Source organism: Nocardia transvalensis (assembly GCF_015477765.1).
Classification (GTDB): Bacteria; Actinomycetota; Actinomycetes; order Mycobacteriales; family Mycobacteriaceae; genus Nocardia; species Nocardia transvalensis_A.
Genome location: NZ_JADLQQ010000005.1, coordinates 422600 through 437987 on the forward strand (window position 1 = coordinate 422600; position 15388 = coordinate 437987).

Here is a 15388-nt window from a genome sequence, read left to right on the forward strand (position 1 = left end):
GGCCCAAGCCAACACGCCAGTGAGACACCGGGCACGATAGGGTGGTGAGACCGCTCTTGGACGGTGTACGTTACGGACGACCGAGTTCGTAACACCCCGACGACCCCAGCGTGCGCAGCGCACGATACCGAAGGACTGCTCTCGTGACGATCGCCGTGTCCGGATCCATCGCAACGGACAATCTCATGCACTTCCCCGGACGGTTCTCCGAGGCGCTGCTCGCCGACCAACTCGAGCATGTGTCGTTGAGCTTTCTCGTCGACGATCTCGCGATCCGCCGCGGCGGCGTCGCCGGCAACATCACCTATGCGATGGGCCTGCTCGGCCGTTCGCCGCTGTTGCTGGGCGCGGTGGGACCGGATTTCGGGGAGTACCGCGAGTGGCTGGAACAGCACGGCGTCGACTGCTCGGCCGTGTACGTATCGCAGAAGGCGCACACCGCGCGGTTCATCTGCACCACCGATGAGGAAATGGCCCAGATCGCCGCGTTCTATCCGGGCGCGATGAGCGAGGCCCGCGAGATCTCCATCGCCGAGATCTCCCGCACCCGTGAGCTGGAACTGGTCCTCGTGGGCGCCGACGACCCGGACGCGATGCTGCGCCACACCCGCGAATGCCGGGAAACGGGCATTCCGTTCGCCGCCGACCCCTCCCAGCAGCTGGCCCGGTTGGACGGCACGCAGGCGCTGGAGCTGATCGATGGCGCCGCCTACCTGTTCACCAACGAATACGAGCTGGGGCTGCTGCGGCAGAAGGCCGGTCTCACCCTCGACGAGATCGACCGCCGGGTGGGCATCCGGATCACGACGCTGGGCCCGAAGGGTGTGCAGATCGTCGACAGCGACGGCACCGAGGTGAACGTCGAGGTGGTGCCCGAGACCTCGAAGGTGGATCCCACCGGCATCGGCGACGCCTTCCGCGCCGGCTTCCTCACCGGCCATACCGGCGGCCTCAGCCTGGAGCGGTCGGCCCAGTTGGGTTCGCTGGTGGCCGTTCTCGTGCTCGAGACCGACGGTCCGCAGGAGTGGACCTTCGAGCGCGAGAGCGCGCTGGAGCGTATCCGCAGCGCCTACGGCGCCGAGGCGGCCGAGGAAATCGGCACAGTGCTGCACTGAGCCGCCCCGCAGTTGGGCAGTTCGTGAATACCGGCCGGGCACCGTGAAGTTTCACAGCGTGGCCGGATGCGTGGAATTCGCTGCCGGGCAATAGGGTAGATCCATGGGATCCGACCGTTTGTATTTCCGTCAGCTGCTGTCCGGCCGGGATTGGGCCGTGGGCGATCCGATCGCCACTCAGATGCGCAATTTCGCGTATTTGATCGGTGATCGTGAAACCGGCGAGTGCGTGGTCGTGGATCCGGCTTATGCGGCGGGCGATCTGGTGGATATCGCCGAGGCGGACGGGCTGCGGCTGACCGGCGTGCTGGCCACCCATCATCACCCCGATCACGTGGGCGGCACGATGCTCGGATTCACCCTCCGCGGCCTGCGTGAGCTGCTGGAACGGGTGGACGTCGCGGTGCACGTGAATCAGCAGGAATTACCGTGGGTCGCCAATGTCACCGGTATCGCGCCGAGCGAGCTGACCGGGCACGAGCACGGCGACAAGGTCGCCGTCGGTGGTTTCGAGATCGAATTGCTGCACACCCCTGGGCACACGCCGGGCAGCCAATGCTTCCTGTTCGAGGATCGCCTGATCGCCGGTGACACCCTGTTCATCGACGGCTGCGGCCGCACCGATTTCCCCGGCGGCGACTCCGACGCCATGTTCCGCAGCCTGCGCTATCTGGCCGGGTTGCAGGGTGATCCGGTGGTATATCCCGGCCACTGGTATTCACAGGAGCCCAATGCGGCGTTGTCCTCGGTCCGCGACAACAACTACGTGATGCGGCCGAAGACATTGGAGCAGTGGCACATGCTCATGCCGGGCTAGGGCTCCCCGCCTCACACCAGCTTGCGCATCCACCCGTGAATATCGGCGAAGGTACCCCGCTGGATGCCGGTCAACGTATCGCGCAGGGCCATGGTGACCTCGCCCGGTTCGCCGTTGCCGATGGTGAATTCGCCCTCGGCCGAGCGCACCGAGGCGACCGGGATGACCACCGCGGCGGTACCGCAACCGAACACCTCGGTGATCTGACCCGACTCGACGCCCTTGCGCCACTCCTCGACCGAGATCTTGCGCTCCTCCACCTGGTAGCCCGCGTCGGCGGCCAGGGTCAGCAGCGAGTCGCGGGTGATCCCCGGCAGCAGCGCCCCGGACAGTTCGGGGGTCACCAGCCGCGCCTGCGAGCCGGAGCCGAAGACGAAGAACAGGTTGTTGGTGCCCATCTCCTCGACGTAGCGGTGCTCACAGGCGTCCAGCCACACCACCTGATCGCAGCCCTTGTCCGCGGCCTGCTTCTGCGCCAGCAGCGAGGCGGCGTAGTTGCCCGCCACCTTGGCCTCGCCCGTGCCGCCGGGCGCGGCCCGCACGTATTCGGTGGACAGCCACACCCGCACCGGCTTCAGGCCGCGCGGAAAGTACGCTCCCGCAGGCGAACCCAGCAGCAGGTACTTGTAGGACTCGGCGGGTTTGACGCCGAGCCCGGATTCGGTGGCGAACATGAACGGGCGCAGATACAGCGACTCCTCACCCCCGGCGGCGGGCACCCAATCGGCATCCACCTCCAGCAGCTGGCGCACCGACTCGATGAACAGCTCCTCCGGTAGCTCCGCCATCGCCATGCGCCGCGCGGAGCGCTGGAAGCGGCGGGCATTGGCGTCGATGCGGAAGGTCGCGATGCTGCCGTCACCCTGCCGATAGGCCTTGAGCCCCTCGAAGATGGCCTGGCCGTAGTGGAACACCATGGTCGCCGGGTCCAGCGGCAGCGGGGCGTAGGGCTCGACCCGGCCGTTCACCCACTGCCCGTCGACGTAGTCCAGGGTCACCATGTGATCGGTGAAGTGCCGCCCGAATCCGGGCGCCGCCAGAATTTCCTGCCGCCGCTGCGCCGAAGTCTGAGCGGGATGCGGGACACGGGTGAACTGCGCAGCAACGGTCATGCAGCTGATCCTAAAACCCGCTGCCCACCGCGTGGAGCCCGGTCCGGCATACCGAATAGAAGTAACCGAGCGTGCTGTGCAGATTGCTCACCAGCGCACCCGCACTCCCGCTCATCGGTGTGCGACACGCTCGAGGGTCAGGAGGTGTGGGGTGTGACGAACGGGGGCCGGGTCACCTCGGCGCGGAGACGGCGGCCGCGGACGTCCACCTCCACCACCTCCCCGGGTTCGAGGGCGGCGCCGGTATCGAGCAGGGCCAGGGCGATGCCGATCTTCAGGGTCGGGGAGAAGGTGCCCGAGGTGGTCTCGCCGACGGCCTCGTCGCCGCGCAGGACGGTCTGGCCCTGGCGCAGCACGCCGCGGTCGAGGGCCTTCAGCCCCAGCAGGATTCGGCGCGGGCCCGCCGACTTCTCCTGTTCCAGTGCGGCTTTGCCCCAGAACTCGGACTTCTTCCAGCCGACCGCCCAGCCGCAGCGGGCCTGCACCGGCGAAATGTCCAGCGACAGTTCGTGTCCGTGCAGCGGATAGCCCATCTCGGTGCGCAGGGTGTCGCGGGCGCCGAGACCGGCAGGCAGGCCACCGGCCGCCCGCACCTGCTCGAGCAGCGCGCGGAACAGCGGTTCGGCATCGGCCCACCGCGGCAGCAGTTCGTAGCCGTGCTCACCGGTGTAGCCGGTGCGGCACACCCGCACGGGGCGGCCGTCCCACTCGGCGTCGGCGAAGGCCATGTACTCCATATCGGTCGGAAGCCCCAGCGCGGCAAGCACATCCGCCGACTTCGGGCCCTGCACCGCGAACACCGCATACTCCCGATGCTGCTCGGTGACCGTGATCCCCTGCGGCGCGGCCTGCTGCAGTTCGGCCACCACCGCCGCGGTGTTGGCGGCATTGGGCACCAGGAAGATCTCGTCGTCGCTCACGTAGTAGGCGATCAGATCGTCGATCACCCCGCCCTCGGGCGTACAGCACAGCGTGTACTGCGCCTTGCCCGGCCGGATCCGGCCCAGATCGTTGGTCAGCGCCGAATTCACGAACTCCGCCGCCCCCGGCCCCTGCACGGTCGCCTTCCCGAGATGGCTCACATCGAACACCCCCACGGTGGTCCGCACCGCCGTGTGCTCGGCCACGGTCCCCCCGTACTGCACCGGCATCTCCCACCCCCCGAACGGGGCGAAACTCGCCCCCAACTCGACGTGGACGTTGTGAATCGGGCCTTGCAGCAGCTTCGTCTCGGTCACCAGGCGAGCTTAACCGGCCCCGTTCGGCGGGACGGACCGTCAGCCGCGGAACCACATGGGCAGCAGGGTGGGCCCGTTCTCGGGCAACGGGATCGGATCGCCGATGCGGGCGAATCCGCAGCGCTGATACAGCCGGGCCGACCGCTCGGTGCTGGCCTCGAGGTAGGCGGGCTGTCCGGCGTCGGCGGCCGCCTTCACCCGATCGGACACGATGGCATGGCCCGCTCCCTGCCCGCGATGCTGCGGGAGCGTCACGATGAGCTGCAGGTAGCGGTGCGGGAATTCGGTCGGATGACGGTCCGCGATCGCCGCGGTGACCGCCGAGAGCCGCCGGAACGGGGGCAGCGGCGCCGTCGAGTACAACTCGCGCGCCCGCGCCGCCTCCTCCTGAGCACGGTCCAGGCTGGTCACCGTCTGCCACAGTGAGACGGCCCAGATGTCGTCCCCTTCTCCCGCGACCCAGACCTCGTCGTCGCGCAGTGCCTGGCCGACCAGTTCCGGCGCGTACTGCGCGCGGTACTGCTCGGCGATCTCGGGGTGCCCGTCCATGACCCACGCCAGCACCACCTCGTCCACACTGGCCGCGGCGAGCACCCGCGCGACATTCTCGGCCTCGTCCAGGCCCGCACGGCGCACCCGTAGTTTCGTCTCCATCGCCAACCTCCTGGTGTGAACGGTGTATGCCTCCGCCACACTAGGCACGCGGCCACCATCGGACGACATTTTCGTCACACTGGTAGATGTGACGAAACAAGACCGGCGGTGCATGGTTTGCGACGGACCGTGCCCACAATCCGAGCGGGGTCGCCGCCGCCGCTACTGCTCGCGCTCGTGCCAGGCCCGTGCCTACCGGGCCCGCCGAGCTGCGACCCCGCTACGGCGGCCCACCCGGCCCCGGCACCTGACCATGGTCGGCATCGTCCGCGCGGCCGTGAACCTGGCGGATCGAGAAGGCCTGGACGCGCTGTCGATGCGGCGGCTCGCCACCGAACTGGGGGTGGCGACCGCGAGCCTGTACCGCCACTTCCCCGATCGCGACACGCTGCTGTCCGAGATGGCCGAACTCGCCCTCGCCGAGACGCCGCCGCCGAGCGCATCGGCGGATTGGCGGAGCCGGCTCGCCGCCGAGGCACGGGCGGAATGGCAGCTCTACCAACGCCATCCATGGATGCTGCCGGTGCTGGCACAGACCCGGCCCCCGATGAGTCCGGCGCTGCTCGACGTCCTGGAACGCTCCTTCGCCACTCTCGACCGCCCGGGTATGAGCCGGGACACGATGTTGACGATCTATCTGTCCGTGTCGGGTCTGGTGCAGGGGTTGGCGCTGCTGACCAGTACCGAACGCAGCCCGGTCTGGTCCCCGCCCGTCGAAGAACTGCGCGCCCAGGTGGGCGACCTGGTCACCGCCGACACCCATCCGACTCTGATCCGGTTCTTCGCCGAAGACGCCGACGAGCCGCGCCTCGTTTTCGATCATCTGCTGGACGAGGGCCTGGCTCTGTTGCTCGAGGGTGTCGCGGCCCGGCATTTTCCGGCCGACACGCCTGCCCGACGGGTGGATATCACCGGGCAGGAGGGCGATGGCGCGGTTCAGTAGCCTGGTGCGCATGACAGCTGTTGCAGATCGTTCGCTGGGACCGGAGTTGGCTCGTGTGGTTGGCATCGGGGATGCCGATGTGCTCGTCGTGGGACTGTGCAGTACCGATGACGGCCCGGTGCTCGCGCCGGAGGATGCGTTCGAGGATGTGCTCGGCGGCGAGGTGCGGGCGACGCTGGTGGAGCAGTTGCGGGCGGTCGGGGCCAAGGGCAAGGCCGAGGAGTTGACCCGGGTGCCCGCGCCCGAGGGGCTGGGTGTGACCAGCGTGCTCGCCGTGGGGCTGGGGGCGCAGGACAAGGTCGATGCCGAGCAGATCCGTAAATCCGCCGGGGTGGCCGGGCGGGCGCTGGCCGGGGTGGGCACCGCGGTCACCACGCTGTCGGGGCTGGACCTGGGTGCGGCGGCCGAGGGCCTCTACCTGGGCGCCTATACCTTCACGCCGTTCAAGTCGAGCAAGTCGGCACCGAAGCCGGACGAGCAGCCCGTGCGCCGCGTCGAATTCCTCGTTCCGACGCCGGAATCCGGTGCGGAAGAGTTGTTCCGGGCGCAGACGATCGCCGAGGCCGTCGCCACCGCGCGCGATTTCGTCAACACCCCGCCCAGCCACCTGTATCCGGCCGAATTCGCGGCCCGGGCCCGGGAATTGGCCGAGGCCGCCGGGCTCGAGGTCGAGGTGCTCGACGAAAAGGCCCTGGAGGCAGGCGGTTACGGCGGAATCATCGGCGTCGGCAAGGGGTCCTCGCGCCCGCCGCGGCTGATCCGCATCACCTACCGCGGCGGTTCGAAGAAGGTTGCGCTGATCGGTAAGGGCATCACCTTCGACACCGGCGGCATCTCCATCAAGCCCGCCGCGAACATGGAGAACATGACCTCCGATATGGGTGGTGCGGCGGCGGTCATCGCCACCACGTTGCTGGCGGCGCGGCTGGGCCTGCCGATCACGGTCACCGCGACCGTTCCCATGGCCGAGAACATGCCCTCGGCCACCGCCCAGCGGCCGGGCGATGTGCTCACCCAGTACGGCGGCACCACCGTCGAGGTCATCAACACCGACGCCGAGGGCCGGCTCATTCTCGCCGACGCCATCGTGCGGGCCGGTGAGGACAACCCGGACTACCTCATCGATGTCGCCACCCTGACCGGCGCCCAGATGGTCGCGCTGGGCACCCGCACGCCGGGTGTGATGGGCACCGACGAGTTCCGCGACCGGGTCGCCCGCATCTCGCAGCAGGTCGGCGAAAACGGCTGGGCCATGCCGCTTCCCGCCGAACTGCGCGCCGACCTCAACTCCAAGGTCGCCGACCTGGCCAACGTCGCCGGGCACCGCTGGGGCGGCATGCTCTCGGCGGGCCTGTTCCTCAAGGAGTTCGTCCCCGAGAACGTCCAGTGGGCCCACCTCGACGTCGCCGGCCCCGCCTACAACACCGGCGGCCCCTACGGCTACATCGGCAAGGGCGGCACCGGCGTCCCGGTCCGCACCCTCATCACCGTCCTGGACGACATCGCCTCCGAGTAGTTGTGGAGACCCTGTGGCCCGGCCTGGCGGCCGGGCCACAGGGAATGAGAAGGGCCGCAGGGCCGCCGGGAAACGGATGGCAGAGCAATGGCCGAGCGGTGCCAGGAGACGCTGGCAACTCGGGTTCATCCAGTCGCGCGGGCTGGATCTTTGTGGTGCTCAGCACGATATGCCGCAGGCGATGACCCGTGGATGCGTTTGAAGGCGCGGGAGAAGGCGAATTCGGAGGTGTAGCCGACCTCGTGGGCTATGGATGCTATGGGGTCGGGGGTGTTGCGGAGGCGGCGGGCGGCCAGGTGCATGCGCCAGCGGGTGAGGTAGGTCAGGGGTGGGTCGCCGACCAAGGTTGTGAAGCGGCGGGCGAGGGTGGCCCGGGAGACGCCGACGCGGGCGGCCAGTTCCGCCAGGGTCCAGGCGTGTGAGGGGTTTTCGTGGAGCAGGGCCATGGCGCGGGCGATCTCGGGGTCGCGCAGGGCCAGCAGCCAGGAGGCGGCCGTCTCGGTGCGGGATTCGGTCCAGGCGCGCAGCGCGTGGATGAACAGGACGTCGACCAGCCGATCGACGACGGTCTGGGCGCCGGGACGTCCGGCACCGGTCTCGGCGGCCAGCAACCGGAGCGTGGCGGCCAATTCCGGTCGGCGCACCGACTGTTCGGCGGTCACCCGCACCACCGCGGGCAACAGCGTGAACAGTGGATGCGAACCGTAACTGTCATAGCGGTACGCACCGCACACCGTCCGCGTCACCTCGCCGGGGCCGTCCAGGTGAATCGCGCGGGTTCCCGGCGGCGGAGCGATCCGCTCGTACGGAACCAGCGGCGCATCGGGCGCACTCGCCAACGCATGCCCGCCGCCGGTCGGCAACAGCACGAAATCGCCTGCGCCCAATGCCAAGGGCTCGGCGCCGGACCGCAGCAGCCAGCACCGCCCCTCGAGTACGGCGTGGAAGGCGGCCATGGGCACCGGATCCAACCGCACCCCCCAGCGCCCGGCCGCGGTCAGGTGAGCGAGCACCACCCCGCTGACCCCCGTCGCCGCCAGCACATCGGTCAGCACATCCATGACATCCACCCGAGACGTTCGGCTATGAATACGCGACTGTCGATCATGGTCGCGCGGCCCCTGCGATCATAGCGTCGACGATATGCCAGAAAGCTACGCCCACAACCTGATTCGCCTCTCCGATCAGCTCGCCGCTCGGCTCCCGGAAGACGTCCGCAGGCGCGCGCACGCCCATGCCGAAAGTCTCACCACCCTCGGATCCGACGCGACGACCGTCGGCGACAAGGCACCCGATTTCACCCTCCCCGACCACACCGGCACACCCTTCACCCTCTCCGACGCGCTCACCGCGGGCCCGGTGATCCTGTCGTTCTATCGCGGCGGTTGGTGTCCGTTCTGCAACATCCAGCTGCGCACGTTGCAGTCGGCGCTGCCCGAATTCCGCAGCCACGGCGCACAATTGGTCGCGATCTCGCCGCAACGCCCGGACGATTCGCTGTCTACAGCCGAGCGCAACGCCCTCACCTTTCCCGTCCTGTCCGATCCGGACAACGGGGTCTCCCGCTCCTACGGTCTGCTGTTCACCGTCGCCGAGGATGCCCGCGACATCTATCACAGGGCAGGCGCCGATCTGGCGGCCACCGACGGCGAACTGCCGATCCCGGCCACCTACGTCATCGGGCACGACGGGATCGTCCGCTACGCCCACATCGACGGCAACTACCGCAACCGTGCCGAGGCGGCGGACATCCTGACCGGGCTCACTCGCTAGTCCGATCGCAGTTCGTCCTCGATCGCCCGCCTCCGCTCGATGCGGCGGCGGGCGTCGTAGTCGCGCATGCGCTGTGGATAGCCGGTGCGGTGGACGTCGTAGACGGGAATGCCGAGCCAACTCGACAACCGCAGCGCACCCCGCTCCCCCACCACTCGCCGGGTCCATTCGCCGTCGGCCGCGACCAGCACGACTGTGACATCGGTCACAGTTGTCTTCGGCTCGACGTAGGCCTCGACGCCGACGTGGGTGCGCACCCACTCGGACAGATACCGGGCATCGGTCGCATCGGTCGGCCCGCCGCGGCGGAAACGATCCAGCAAACCCATCTCCGCCCACCTCCTCTTCGAACACCGGACGTTCGCACCCGGTCCATCGATAGTGCCAGGAGTTCGGACATTCCCGGCGACAGGCGTCGCTGCGGCGTCGGCGGTCAACACGACCGCCCTGTGCCACGTGCCGCAGCGACGAGTGCAAGGATGGAGAGTTGGAACAAGAACCCTACGGATCTCCGGTGCCACACAGAATGATCGGTGGCCTTCCCGGCAGGTTCGGTCAGGGCCCGTAGGAGGAAGCTTGCGTAACCACGGAGGGCCCCCGAACCTGTCGAATTGGATAGGGACATCCGCCGCGACCCGCGGTGGGCGCCCGCCGAGAGACGAACTGTTGTAGACCCGTCGAGCAGTTAGAGGAGTCAACGGACATGGCCTTCTCCGTCCAGATGCCAGCTCTTGGTGAGAGCGTCACCGAGGGCACTGTGACCAGGTGGCTGAAGCAGGAAGGAGACACGGTCGAGGTCGACGAGCCCCTGCTCGAAGTGTCCACCGACAAGGTCGACACCGAGATCCCGTCGCCCGCCGCCGGTGTGCTCACCAAGATCGTGGCCAAGGAGGACGACGTCGTCGAGGTCGGCGGTGAGCTCGGCGTGATCGGTGAGGCCGGTGAGGCCGCGGGCGATTCCTCGGCACCCGCCCCGCAGGCGCAGGAGCCCGCCCCGCAGCCCGAACCCGCGCAGCAGCAGGCTCAGCAGCCCGAGCCCGCGCCGCAGCCCCAGCAGGAGCAGCCCCAGCCCGCGGCGGCCTCCACCGGCGACTCGGCTTCCGGCACCCCGGTCAAGATGCCCGAGCTCGGCGAGTCCGTCACCGAGGGGACCGTCACCCGCTGGCTCAAGCAGGTCGGCGACCAGATCCAAGTGGACGAGCCGCTGCTCGAGGTCTCCACCGATAAGGTCGACACCGAGATCCCCTCCCCGGTCGCCGGCACGCTGCTGGAGATCACCGCGCAGGAGGACGACGTCGTCGCTGTCGGCGGTCAGCTCGGCGTGATCGGCAGCGGAAGCCCGGCCGCGCAGTCCGCCCCGGCCCCGGCCCCGCAGCCCGAGCCCGCCCAGCAGGCCCCGCAGCAGCAGGCCCCGCAGCCCCAGCAGGAGCAGCCCAAGCCGGAACCCAAGCCCGAGCCGGAACCCAAGCCCGAGCCCGCACCGCAGCCGAAGCCGGAGCCCGCACCGCAGCCCGCGGCCGCCCAGGCACAGGCTCCCGCCCAGGCCCCTTCCGACACCTCCGGCAACGGTGAGGCCCCCTATGTGACCCCGCTGGTGCGCAAGCTGGCCACCGAGCACAACGTCGACCTGTCCTCGATCAAGGGCTCCGGCGTCGGTGGCCGCATTCGCAAGCAGGACGTGCTCGCCGCCGCCGAGGCCCAGAAGGCTCCGGCCGCCGCTCCGCAGCCCGCCGCTGCCGCCCCCGCCGCCGCGCCGAAGGCTCCGGCCGCCGCGGCCCCGGCCGGTGTCCGCCCGCAACTGCAGGCGCTGCGCGGCACCACCCAGAAGGCCAGCCGCATCCGCCAGATCACCGCGGCCAAGACCCTCGAGTCGCTGCACACCGCCGCGCAGCTGACCCAGACCCACGAGGTCGACGTCACCAAGATCGCGGCGCTGCGGGCCAAGGCCAAGGACGCGTTCAAGGAGCGCGAGGGCGTCAACCTGACGTTCCTGCCGTTCTTCGCCAAGGCCGCGGTCGAGGCGCTGGGCGTGCACCCGAACGTCAACGCCTCCTACAACGAGGACACCAAGGAGATCACCTACCACTCGGCCGTGCACCTGGGCATCGCGGTGGACACCGAGCAGGGCCTGCTCTCCCCGGTCATCCACAACGCCAGCGATCTGTCGCTGGCCGGTCTGGCCCGCGCGATCGCCGATATCGCCAACCGCGCCCGCAGCGGCGGCCTGAAGCCGGACGAGCTCGCGGGTGGCACCTTCACCATCACCAACATCGGCAGCCAGGGCGCGCTGTTCGACACCCCGATTCTGGTCCCGCCGCAGGCGGCGATGCTGGGCACCGGTGCGATCGTCAAGCGGCCCATGGTGATCGCGGACAACGGCAACGAGTTCATCGGCATCCGCTCGATGTGCTACCTGCCGCTGACCTACGATCACCGGCTCATCGACGGCGCCGACGCCGGTCGCTTCCTCACCACCATCAAGCACCGGCTGGAGGAAGCGGCGTTCGAAGCGGATCTGGGCCTGTAAGCACCGGTCGAGCATGAAGGTTGTGATCGCCGGCTCGTCCGGGCTGATCGGGACGGCGCTCGTGGCGGCCCTGCGGCGCGACGGGCACGAGGTGGCCCGCCTGGTGCGTCGTCCCGCCGCGGCCCGCGACGAGTTCACCTGGGATCCCGCCCGGGCGCTGCTGCCCGAGCGGGCCCTGCGGGGTGCCGATGCGGTGGTCAACCTCTGCGGCGCCGGGATCGGGGCCCGGCGCTGGAACGGCAGTTACAAACAGGAACTGCGCGACAGCCGGATCACGCCGACCGACGTGCTGGCCGGGGCGGTCGCCGCCGCGGAGGTGCCGACGCTGGTGAACGCCAGCGGCGTGCACTACTACGGCGGCGACACCGGTGACCGGGTGGTCACCGAATCCGACCCGGCGGGCTCGGGCTTCCTGGGCACGCTGTGCAGCGACTGGGAGGCGGCCACCCGTCCCGCGGCCGAGGCCGGTGTGCGGGTGGTGTTGCTGCGCAGCGCCGTCGTGCTGTCGCGGCACGGCGGCATCCTCAACATGCTCGAGCCGCTGTATTCGCTGGGTCTGGGCGGCCGGTTGGGCAACGGCCGCCAGTACGTGCCGTGGATCTCCCTGGCCGACGAGATCGGCGGCATCGTGTTCACTCTCACCCACGACCGGGTGCGCGGTCCGGTGAACATGGTGGGCCCCGCCCCGGTCACCAACGCCGAATTCAGCCGGGCCCTCGCCCGCACCCTGCACCGGCCGTCGGCCCTCGTGGTCCCCGCCTTCGCCCTGCGACTGCTCATCGGCGAATTCGCCCAAGAGGCGATCCTGCACGGCCCCCGCGCCATCCCCGCCGCCCTGGAGGAAGCGGGCTACCCCTTCCATCACCACACCATCGGCCAGGCCCTCGCGGCCACCTTCAATCGCGAACCCTGAACGGTCACCACGTCAGCCGCACCCCGTGCATGCATCCGCACGCCCTACTAAGTGTGCGGATGCATGCAGGGGGTGCGGCTGTCCGGACTCTGGGGACCGAGGCGGCACTCGTGTGGAGCGTGCCACGTTTCGGGAACCGGATCGGGTGCGGCGGCAATGGTCTGGTTACGGTGGGCGGGTGAGTGAGAACGGGCAGGCGGCGTTGGTGATTCGCGATGCACGGGAAGAGGATCTGGCGCAGATCCTGGTCATCCACAATGCGGCGATCGCCGAGACGACGGCGATCTGGGATACCGAGCCGGTCGAGCTCGACGAGCGGCTGACGTGGTGGCGGGGACGGACCGCCGCGGGCTATCCGGTGCTGGTGGCCGATATCGATGGTGAGGTGGCCGGATACGCCACCTACGCGCAGTGGCGGCCGAAGTCGGGATACCGGTTCTGCGTGGAGAACTCGGTGTATGTCGCCGACCGCTTCCACGGTCGCGGCGTGGCCACCGCATTGCTGACCGAACTGCTCGCGCGCGCCCGCCGATCCGGCACCGTGCACGCGGTGATCGCCGCCATCGAATCGGAGAACACCACCTCGATTCGGCTGCACGAGAAGTTCGGGTTCCGCACCGTGGGCGTGCTGCCCGAGGTCGGCCACAAATTCGGCCGCTGGATGGATCTGACGCTGATGCAACTCACGCTGCCCGAGGGGACGCCCGACGCGGCATCCGCAGCGGCGCACCCGGCCGCCACCGGGCCCGTCGCTTCCACCGGCAACAATGGCGTAACGTCGGAGCAGTGAGCGAGCTTGCGAGCGAACCATGGGCACAGCGCGCATCGCGCACGGCGGCATCGAGCGCCAGCGAGGTGACGCCGTGAGCGAGCCGTCCATACAGAGCACGCCTGCAAGCGAATCTGCCAGTACCCCCGCATCGATGACCGACACGTCGCCGCAGCCGGTGATCCCGGCGCGTCGGCTGGTCGAATCCGCCCGCGCCGACCACACCCCGGTGATCGTCGAGGATCTCGGCGTCATCGACTACCACCGCGCCTGGGAGCTGCAGCGCAGCATCGCCGCAGAGCGCGCCGAGGGCATCGGGCAGGACCGGCTGCTGTTGCTGGAACACCCGTCGGTCTTCACCGCGGGCCGCCGGACGGAGCCGGAAGATATGCCGATCGATGGAAGCCCGGTCGTCCCGGTCGACCGCGGCGGCAAGATCACCTGGCACGGTCCCGGACAGTTGGTCGGCTACCCGATCGTCCGCCTGGCCGAGCCCGTCGACGTGGTCGATTACGTGCGCCGGTTGGAAGAGGCGCTCATCACCGTCTGCGGCGGCCTCGGCGTCGGCTGCGGCCGGGTCGAGGGGCGCTCGGGCGTCTGGGTTCCAGCGAACGATCTGCAACCGGAACGGAAGGTGGCCGCGATCGGCGTGCGGGTGCAGCGCGGCGTGGCCCTGCACGGCATCTCGCTGAACTGTAATTCCGCGCTGGACGGCTTTCAGGCCATCGTGCCCTGCGGCATCCGCGACGCCGGGGTGACGACGCTGAGCCGCGAACTGGGCCGCGACGTCACCGTGGCCGAGGTGCGCCCGCTGGTCGCCGACGCGATCCTGCGCGCCCTCGATGGCAACCTGCCCGTTTCCGATCACACTATTGCCCGGATCACACCGGTCGCGGCCGGTGCCGGAGCACCCGCCAAGGCCGAATGAGATCGGCGTAGCATCGGTTCAGTGACCTCAGTCGACACCCCGACATCGAAGAACGGTGGGCTCAACCCGGCCGCGCCGAACGGACGCAAGCTGCTTCGCATCGAGGCACGCAACGCCCAGACCCCGATCGAACGCAAACCCAAGTGGATTCGCACCCGCGCCACCATGGGCCCGGAGTATTCGGAGCTCAAGGGCCTGGTGAAACGCGAAGGGCTGCATACGGTCTGCGAGGAGGCGGGCTGTCCGAACATCTTCGAATGCTGGGAGGACCGCGAGGCGACCTTCCTGATCGGCGGCGAACAGTGCACCCGCCGCTGCGACTTCTGCCAGATCGACACCGGTAAGCCCGCCGCCCTCGACCGCGACGAGCCGCGCCGGGTGGCCGAGAGCGTGCAGGCGATGGGCCTGCGCTATTCGACGATCACCGGTGTGGCCCGCGACGATCTGGAAGACGGCGGCGCCTGGCTGTACGCCGAAACCGTGCGCGCCATCAAGCGACTCAATCCGCACACCGGCGTGGAGCTGCTGATCCCGGACTTCAACGCCGATCCCGACCAGCTGGCCGAGGTGTTCTCCGCGCGCCCGGAGGTGCTGGCGCACAACGTCGAAACGGTCCCGCGCATCTTCAAGCGCATCCGTCCGGCGTTCCGCTACGAACGCTCGATGGCGGTGATCACCGCGGCCCGGGAGGCCGGTCTGGTCACCAAGTCGAATCTGATCCTCGGCATGGGCGAAACTCCCGAGGAGGTCACCCAGGCCATGCGCGACCTGCACGAGGCCGGGTGCGACATCCTCACCATCACCCAGTACCTGCGCCCCTCGCCGCGGCACCACCCCGTGGACCGCTGGGTCAAGCCGGAGGAGTTCGTCGAACACTCCCGCGTGGCCACCGAGATCGGCTTCGCCGGTGTGATGGCGGGCCCGCTGGTCCGCTCCTCCTACCGCGCCGGCCGCCTCTACGCCCAGGCCATGGCCCACCACGGCCGCGAGATCGCGCCCGAGATGGCCCATCTCGCCGAGGAGGGCTCCGCCTCCCAGGAGGCCAGTTCGGTGCTCGCCCGCTTCGGTTCCTGATCCCGGCGG

General features: G+C 69.3%; 15 protein-coding genes. 10 read left to right on the forward strand and 5 right to left on the reverse strand.

Going from position 1 to position 15388, the window contains the following annotated elements:
* Positions 1–143 precede the first annotated feature (143 nt).
* Entirely contained in the window at positions 144–1115 is a 972-nt protein-coding gene (locus IU452_RS17070) for a carbohydrate kinase family protein (protein WP_195110036.1), read from the forward strand.
* A gap of 103 nt (positions 1116–1218) precedes the next feature.
* Entirely contained in the window at positions 1219–1932 is a 714-nt protein-coding gene (locus tag IU452_RS17075) for an MBL fold metallo-hydrolase (RefSeq protein ID WP_195110037.1), read from the forward strand.
* 11 nt (positions 1933–1943) lie between these two features.
* Here IU452_RS17075 and IU452_RS17080 read toward each other — a convergent pair whose 3' ends face one another.
* The 3 genes from IU452_RS17080 to IU452_RS17090 form a co-directional block, all read right to left on the reverse strand.
* The gene (locus IU452_RS17080) at positions 1944–3044 is read right to left on the reverse strand and encodes a branched-chain amino acid aminotransferase (RefSeq protein WP_195110038.1); all 1101 of its coding nucleotides are present in this window, start codon (positions 3042–3044) and stop codon (positions 1944–1946) included.
* Positions 3045–3181: 137 nt separating this feature from the next.
* Entirely contained in the window at positions 3182–4282 is a 1101-nt protein-coding gene (gcvT, locus tag IU452_RS17085; protein ID WP_195110039.1) for a glycine cleavage system aminomethyltransferase GcvT, read from the reverse strand.
* A 39-nt stretch (positions 4283–4321) separates the two neighbouring features.
* A complete protein-coding gene (locus IU452_RS17090) occupies positions 4322–4936 on the reverse strand; it encodes a GNAT family N-acetyltransferase (RefSeq protein WP_195110040.1) in 615 nt (204 codons plus the stop codon).
* A gap of 88 nt (positions 4937–5024) precedes the next feature.
* Between IU452_RS17090 and IU452_RS17095 the strand changes: the two genes are divergently transcribed.
* Both IU452_RS17095 and IU452_RS17100 read left to right on the forward strand, forming a co-directional pair.
* Positions 5025–5879, forward strand: coding sequence for a TetR/AcrR family transcriptional regulator (locus IU452_RS17095; RefSeq protein ID WP_324192675.1), 855 nt, complete (start codon positions 5025–5027; stop codon positions 5877–5879).
* Between the two features lie 10 nt (positions 5880–5889).
* Positions 5890–7395 carry a leucyl aminopeptidase gene (locus IU452_RS17100; protein WP_195110041.1) on the forward strand — a complete coding sequence of 502 codons (1506 nt, stop codon included), beginning with the start codon at positions 5890–5892 and terminating at the stop codon, positions 7393–7395.
* A gap of 125 nt (positions 7396–7520) precedes the next feature.
* Here IU452_RS17100 and IU452_RS17105 read toward each other — a convergent pair whose 3' ends face one another.
* Entirely contained in the window at positions 7521–8456 is a 936-nt protein-coding gene (locus tag IU452_RS17105) for an AraC family transcriptional regulator (RefSeq protein WP_195110042.1), read from the reverse strand.
* Between the two features lie 82 nt (positions 8457–8538).
* Between IU452_RS17105 and IU452_RS17110 the strand changes: the two genes are divergently transcribed.
* Positions 8539–9168, forward strand: a complete 630-nt coding sequence (locus tag IU452_RS17110; protein ID WP_195110043.1) for a peroxiredoxin-like family protein — start codon at positions 8539–8541, stop codon at positions 9166–9168.
* Here the strand turns inward: IU452_RS17110 and IU452_RS17115 are convergent.
* Entirely contained in the window at positions 9165–9497 is a 333-nt protein-coding gene (locus IU452_RS17115; protein WP_195110044.1) for an oxidoreductase, read from the reverse strand. The two genes, IU452_RS17110 and IU452_RS17115, sit on opposite strands and share 4 nt — an antisense overlap.
* 374 nt (positions 9498–9871) lie before the next feature.
* Between IU452_RS17115 and sucB the strand changes: the two genes are divergently transcribed.
* The 5 genes from sucB (at position 9872) to lipA (ending at position 15379) form a co-directional block, all read left to right on the forward strand.
* On the forward strand, positions 9872–11695 hold the full coding sequence (gene sucB, locus IU452_RS17120) for a 2-oxoglutarate dehydrogenase, E2 component, dihydrolipoamide succinyltransferase (RefSeq protein ID WP_195110045.1): 1824 nt from the start codon (positions 9872–9874) through the stop codon (positions 11693–11695).
* A 13-nt stretch (positions 11696–11708) separates the two neighbouring features.
* Positions 11709–12608: a TIGR01777 family oxidoreductase gene (locus IU452_RS17125; protein WP_195110046.1), complete on the forward strand. Its 900-nt coding sequence runs from the start codon at positions 11709–11711 to the stop codon at positions 12606–12608.
* Positions 12609–12810: 202 nt separating this feature from the next.
* The gene (locus tag IU452_RS17130; RefSeq protein ID WP_195110251.1) at positions 12811–13398 is read left to right on the forward strand and encodes a GNAT family N-acetyltransferase; all 588 of its coding nucleotides are present in this window, start codon (positions 12811–12813) and stop codon (positions 13396–13398) included.
* A 133-nt stretch (positions 13399–13531) separates the two neighbouring features.
* Positions 13532–14305: a lipoyl(octanoyl) transferase LipB gene (gene lipB, locus IU452_RS17135; protein WP_195110047.1), complete on the forward strand. Its 774-nt coding sequence runs from the start codon at positions 13532–13534 to the stop codon at positions 14303–14305.
* Between the two features lie 21 nt (positions 14306–14326).
* Positions 14327–15379 (forward strand): lipoyl synthase, encoded by a 1053-nt coding sequence (gene lipA, locus IU452_RS17140; protein ID WP_195110048.1) that lies wholly within the window; start codon positions 14327–14329, stop codon positions 15377–15379.
* Positions 15380–15388 lie beyond the last annotated feature (9 nt).

What these genes read in the sequence shown, in the direction of transcription:
- IU452_RS17075 (WP_195110037.1), top strand. Translation starts at nt 1,219, where the DNA reads ATGGGATCCGACCGTTTGTATTTCCGTCAGCTGCTGTCCGGCCGGGAT.
- IU452_RS17080 (WP_195110038.1), bottom strand. Translation starts at nt 3,044, where the DNA reads ATGACCGTTGCTGCGCAGTTCACCCGTGTCCCGCATCCCGCTCAGACT.
- IU452_RS17090 (WP_195110040.1), bottom strand. Translation starts at nt 4,936, where the DNA reads ATGGAGACGAAACTACGGGTGCGCCGTGCGGGCCTGGACGAGGCCGAG.
- IU452_RS17100 (WP_195110041.1), top strand. Translation starts at nt 5,890, where the DNA reads ATGACAGCTGTTGCAGATCGTTCGCTGGGACCGGAGTTGGCTCGTGTG.
- IU452_RS17105 (WP_195110042.1), bottom strand. Translation starts at nt 8,456, where the DNA reads ATGGATGTGCTGACCGATGTGCTGGCGGCGACGGGGGTCAGCGGGGTG.
- IU452_RS17110 (WP_195110043.1), top strand. Translation starts at nt 8,539, where the DNA reads ATGCCAGAAAGCTACGCCCACAACCTGATTCGCCTCTCCGATCAGCTC.
- IU452_RS17115 (WP_195110044.1), bottom strand. Translation starts at nt 9,497, where the DNA reads ATGGGTTTGCTGGATCGTTTCCGCCGCGGCGGGCCGACCGATGCGACC.
- sucB (WP_195110045.1), top strand. Translation starts at nt 9,872, where the DNA reads ATGGCCTTCTCCGTCCAGATGCCAGCTCTTGGTGAGAGCGTCACCGAG.
- IU452_RS17125 (WP_195110046.1), top strand. Translation starts at nt 11,709, where the DNA reads ATGAAGGTTGTGATCGCCGGCTCGTCCGGGCTGATCGGGACGGCGCTC.
- lipB (WP_195110047.1), top strand. Translation starts at nt 13,532, where the DNA reads ATGACCGACACGTCGCCGCAGCCGGTGATCCCGGCGCGTCGGCTGGTC.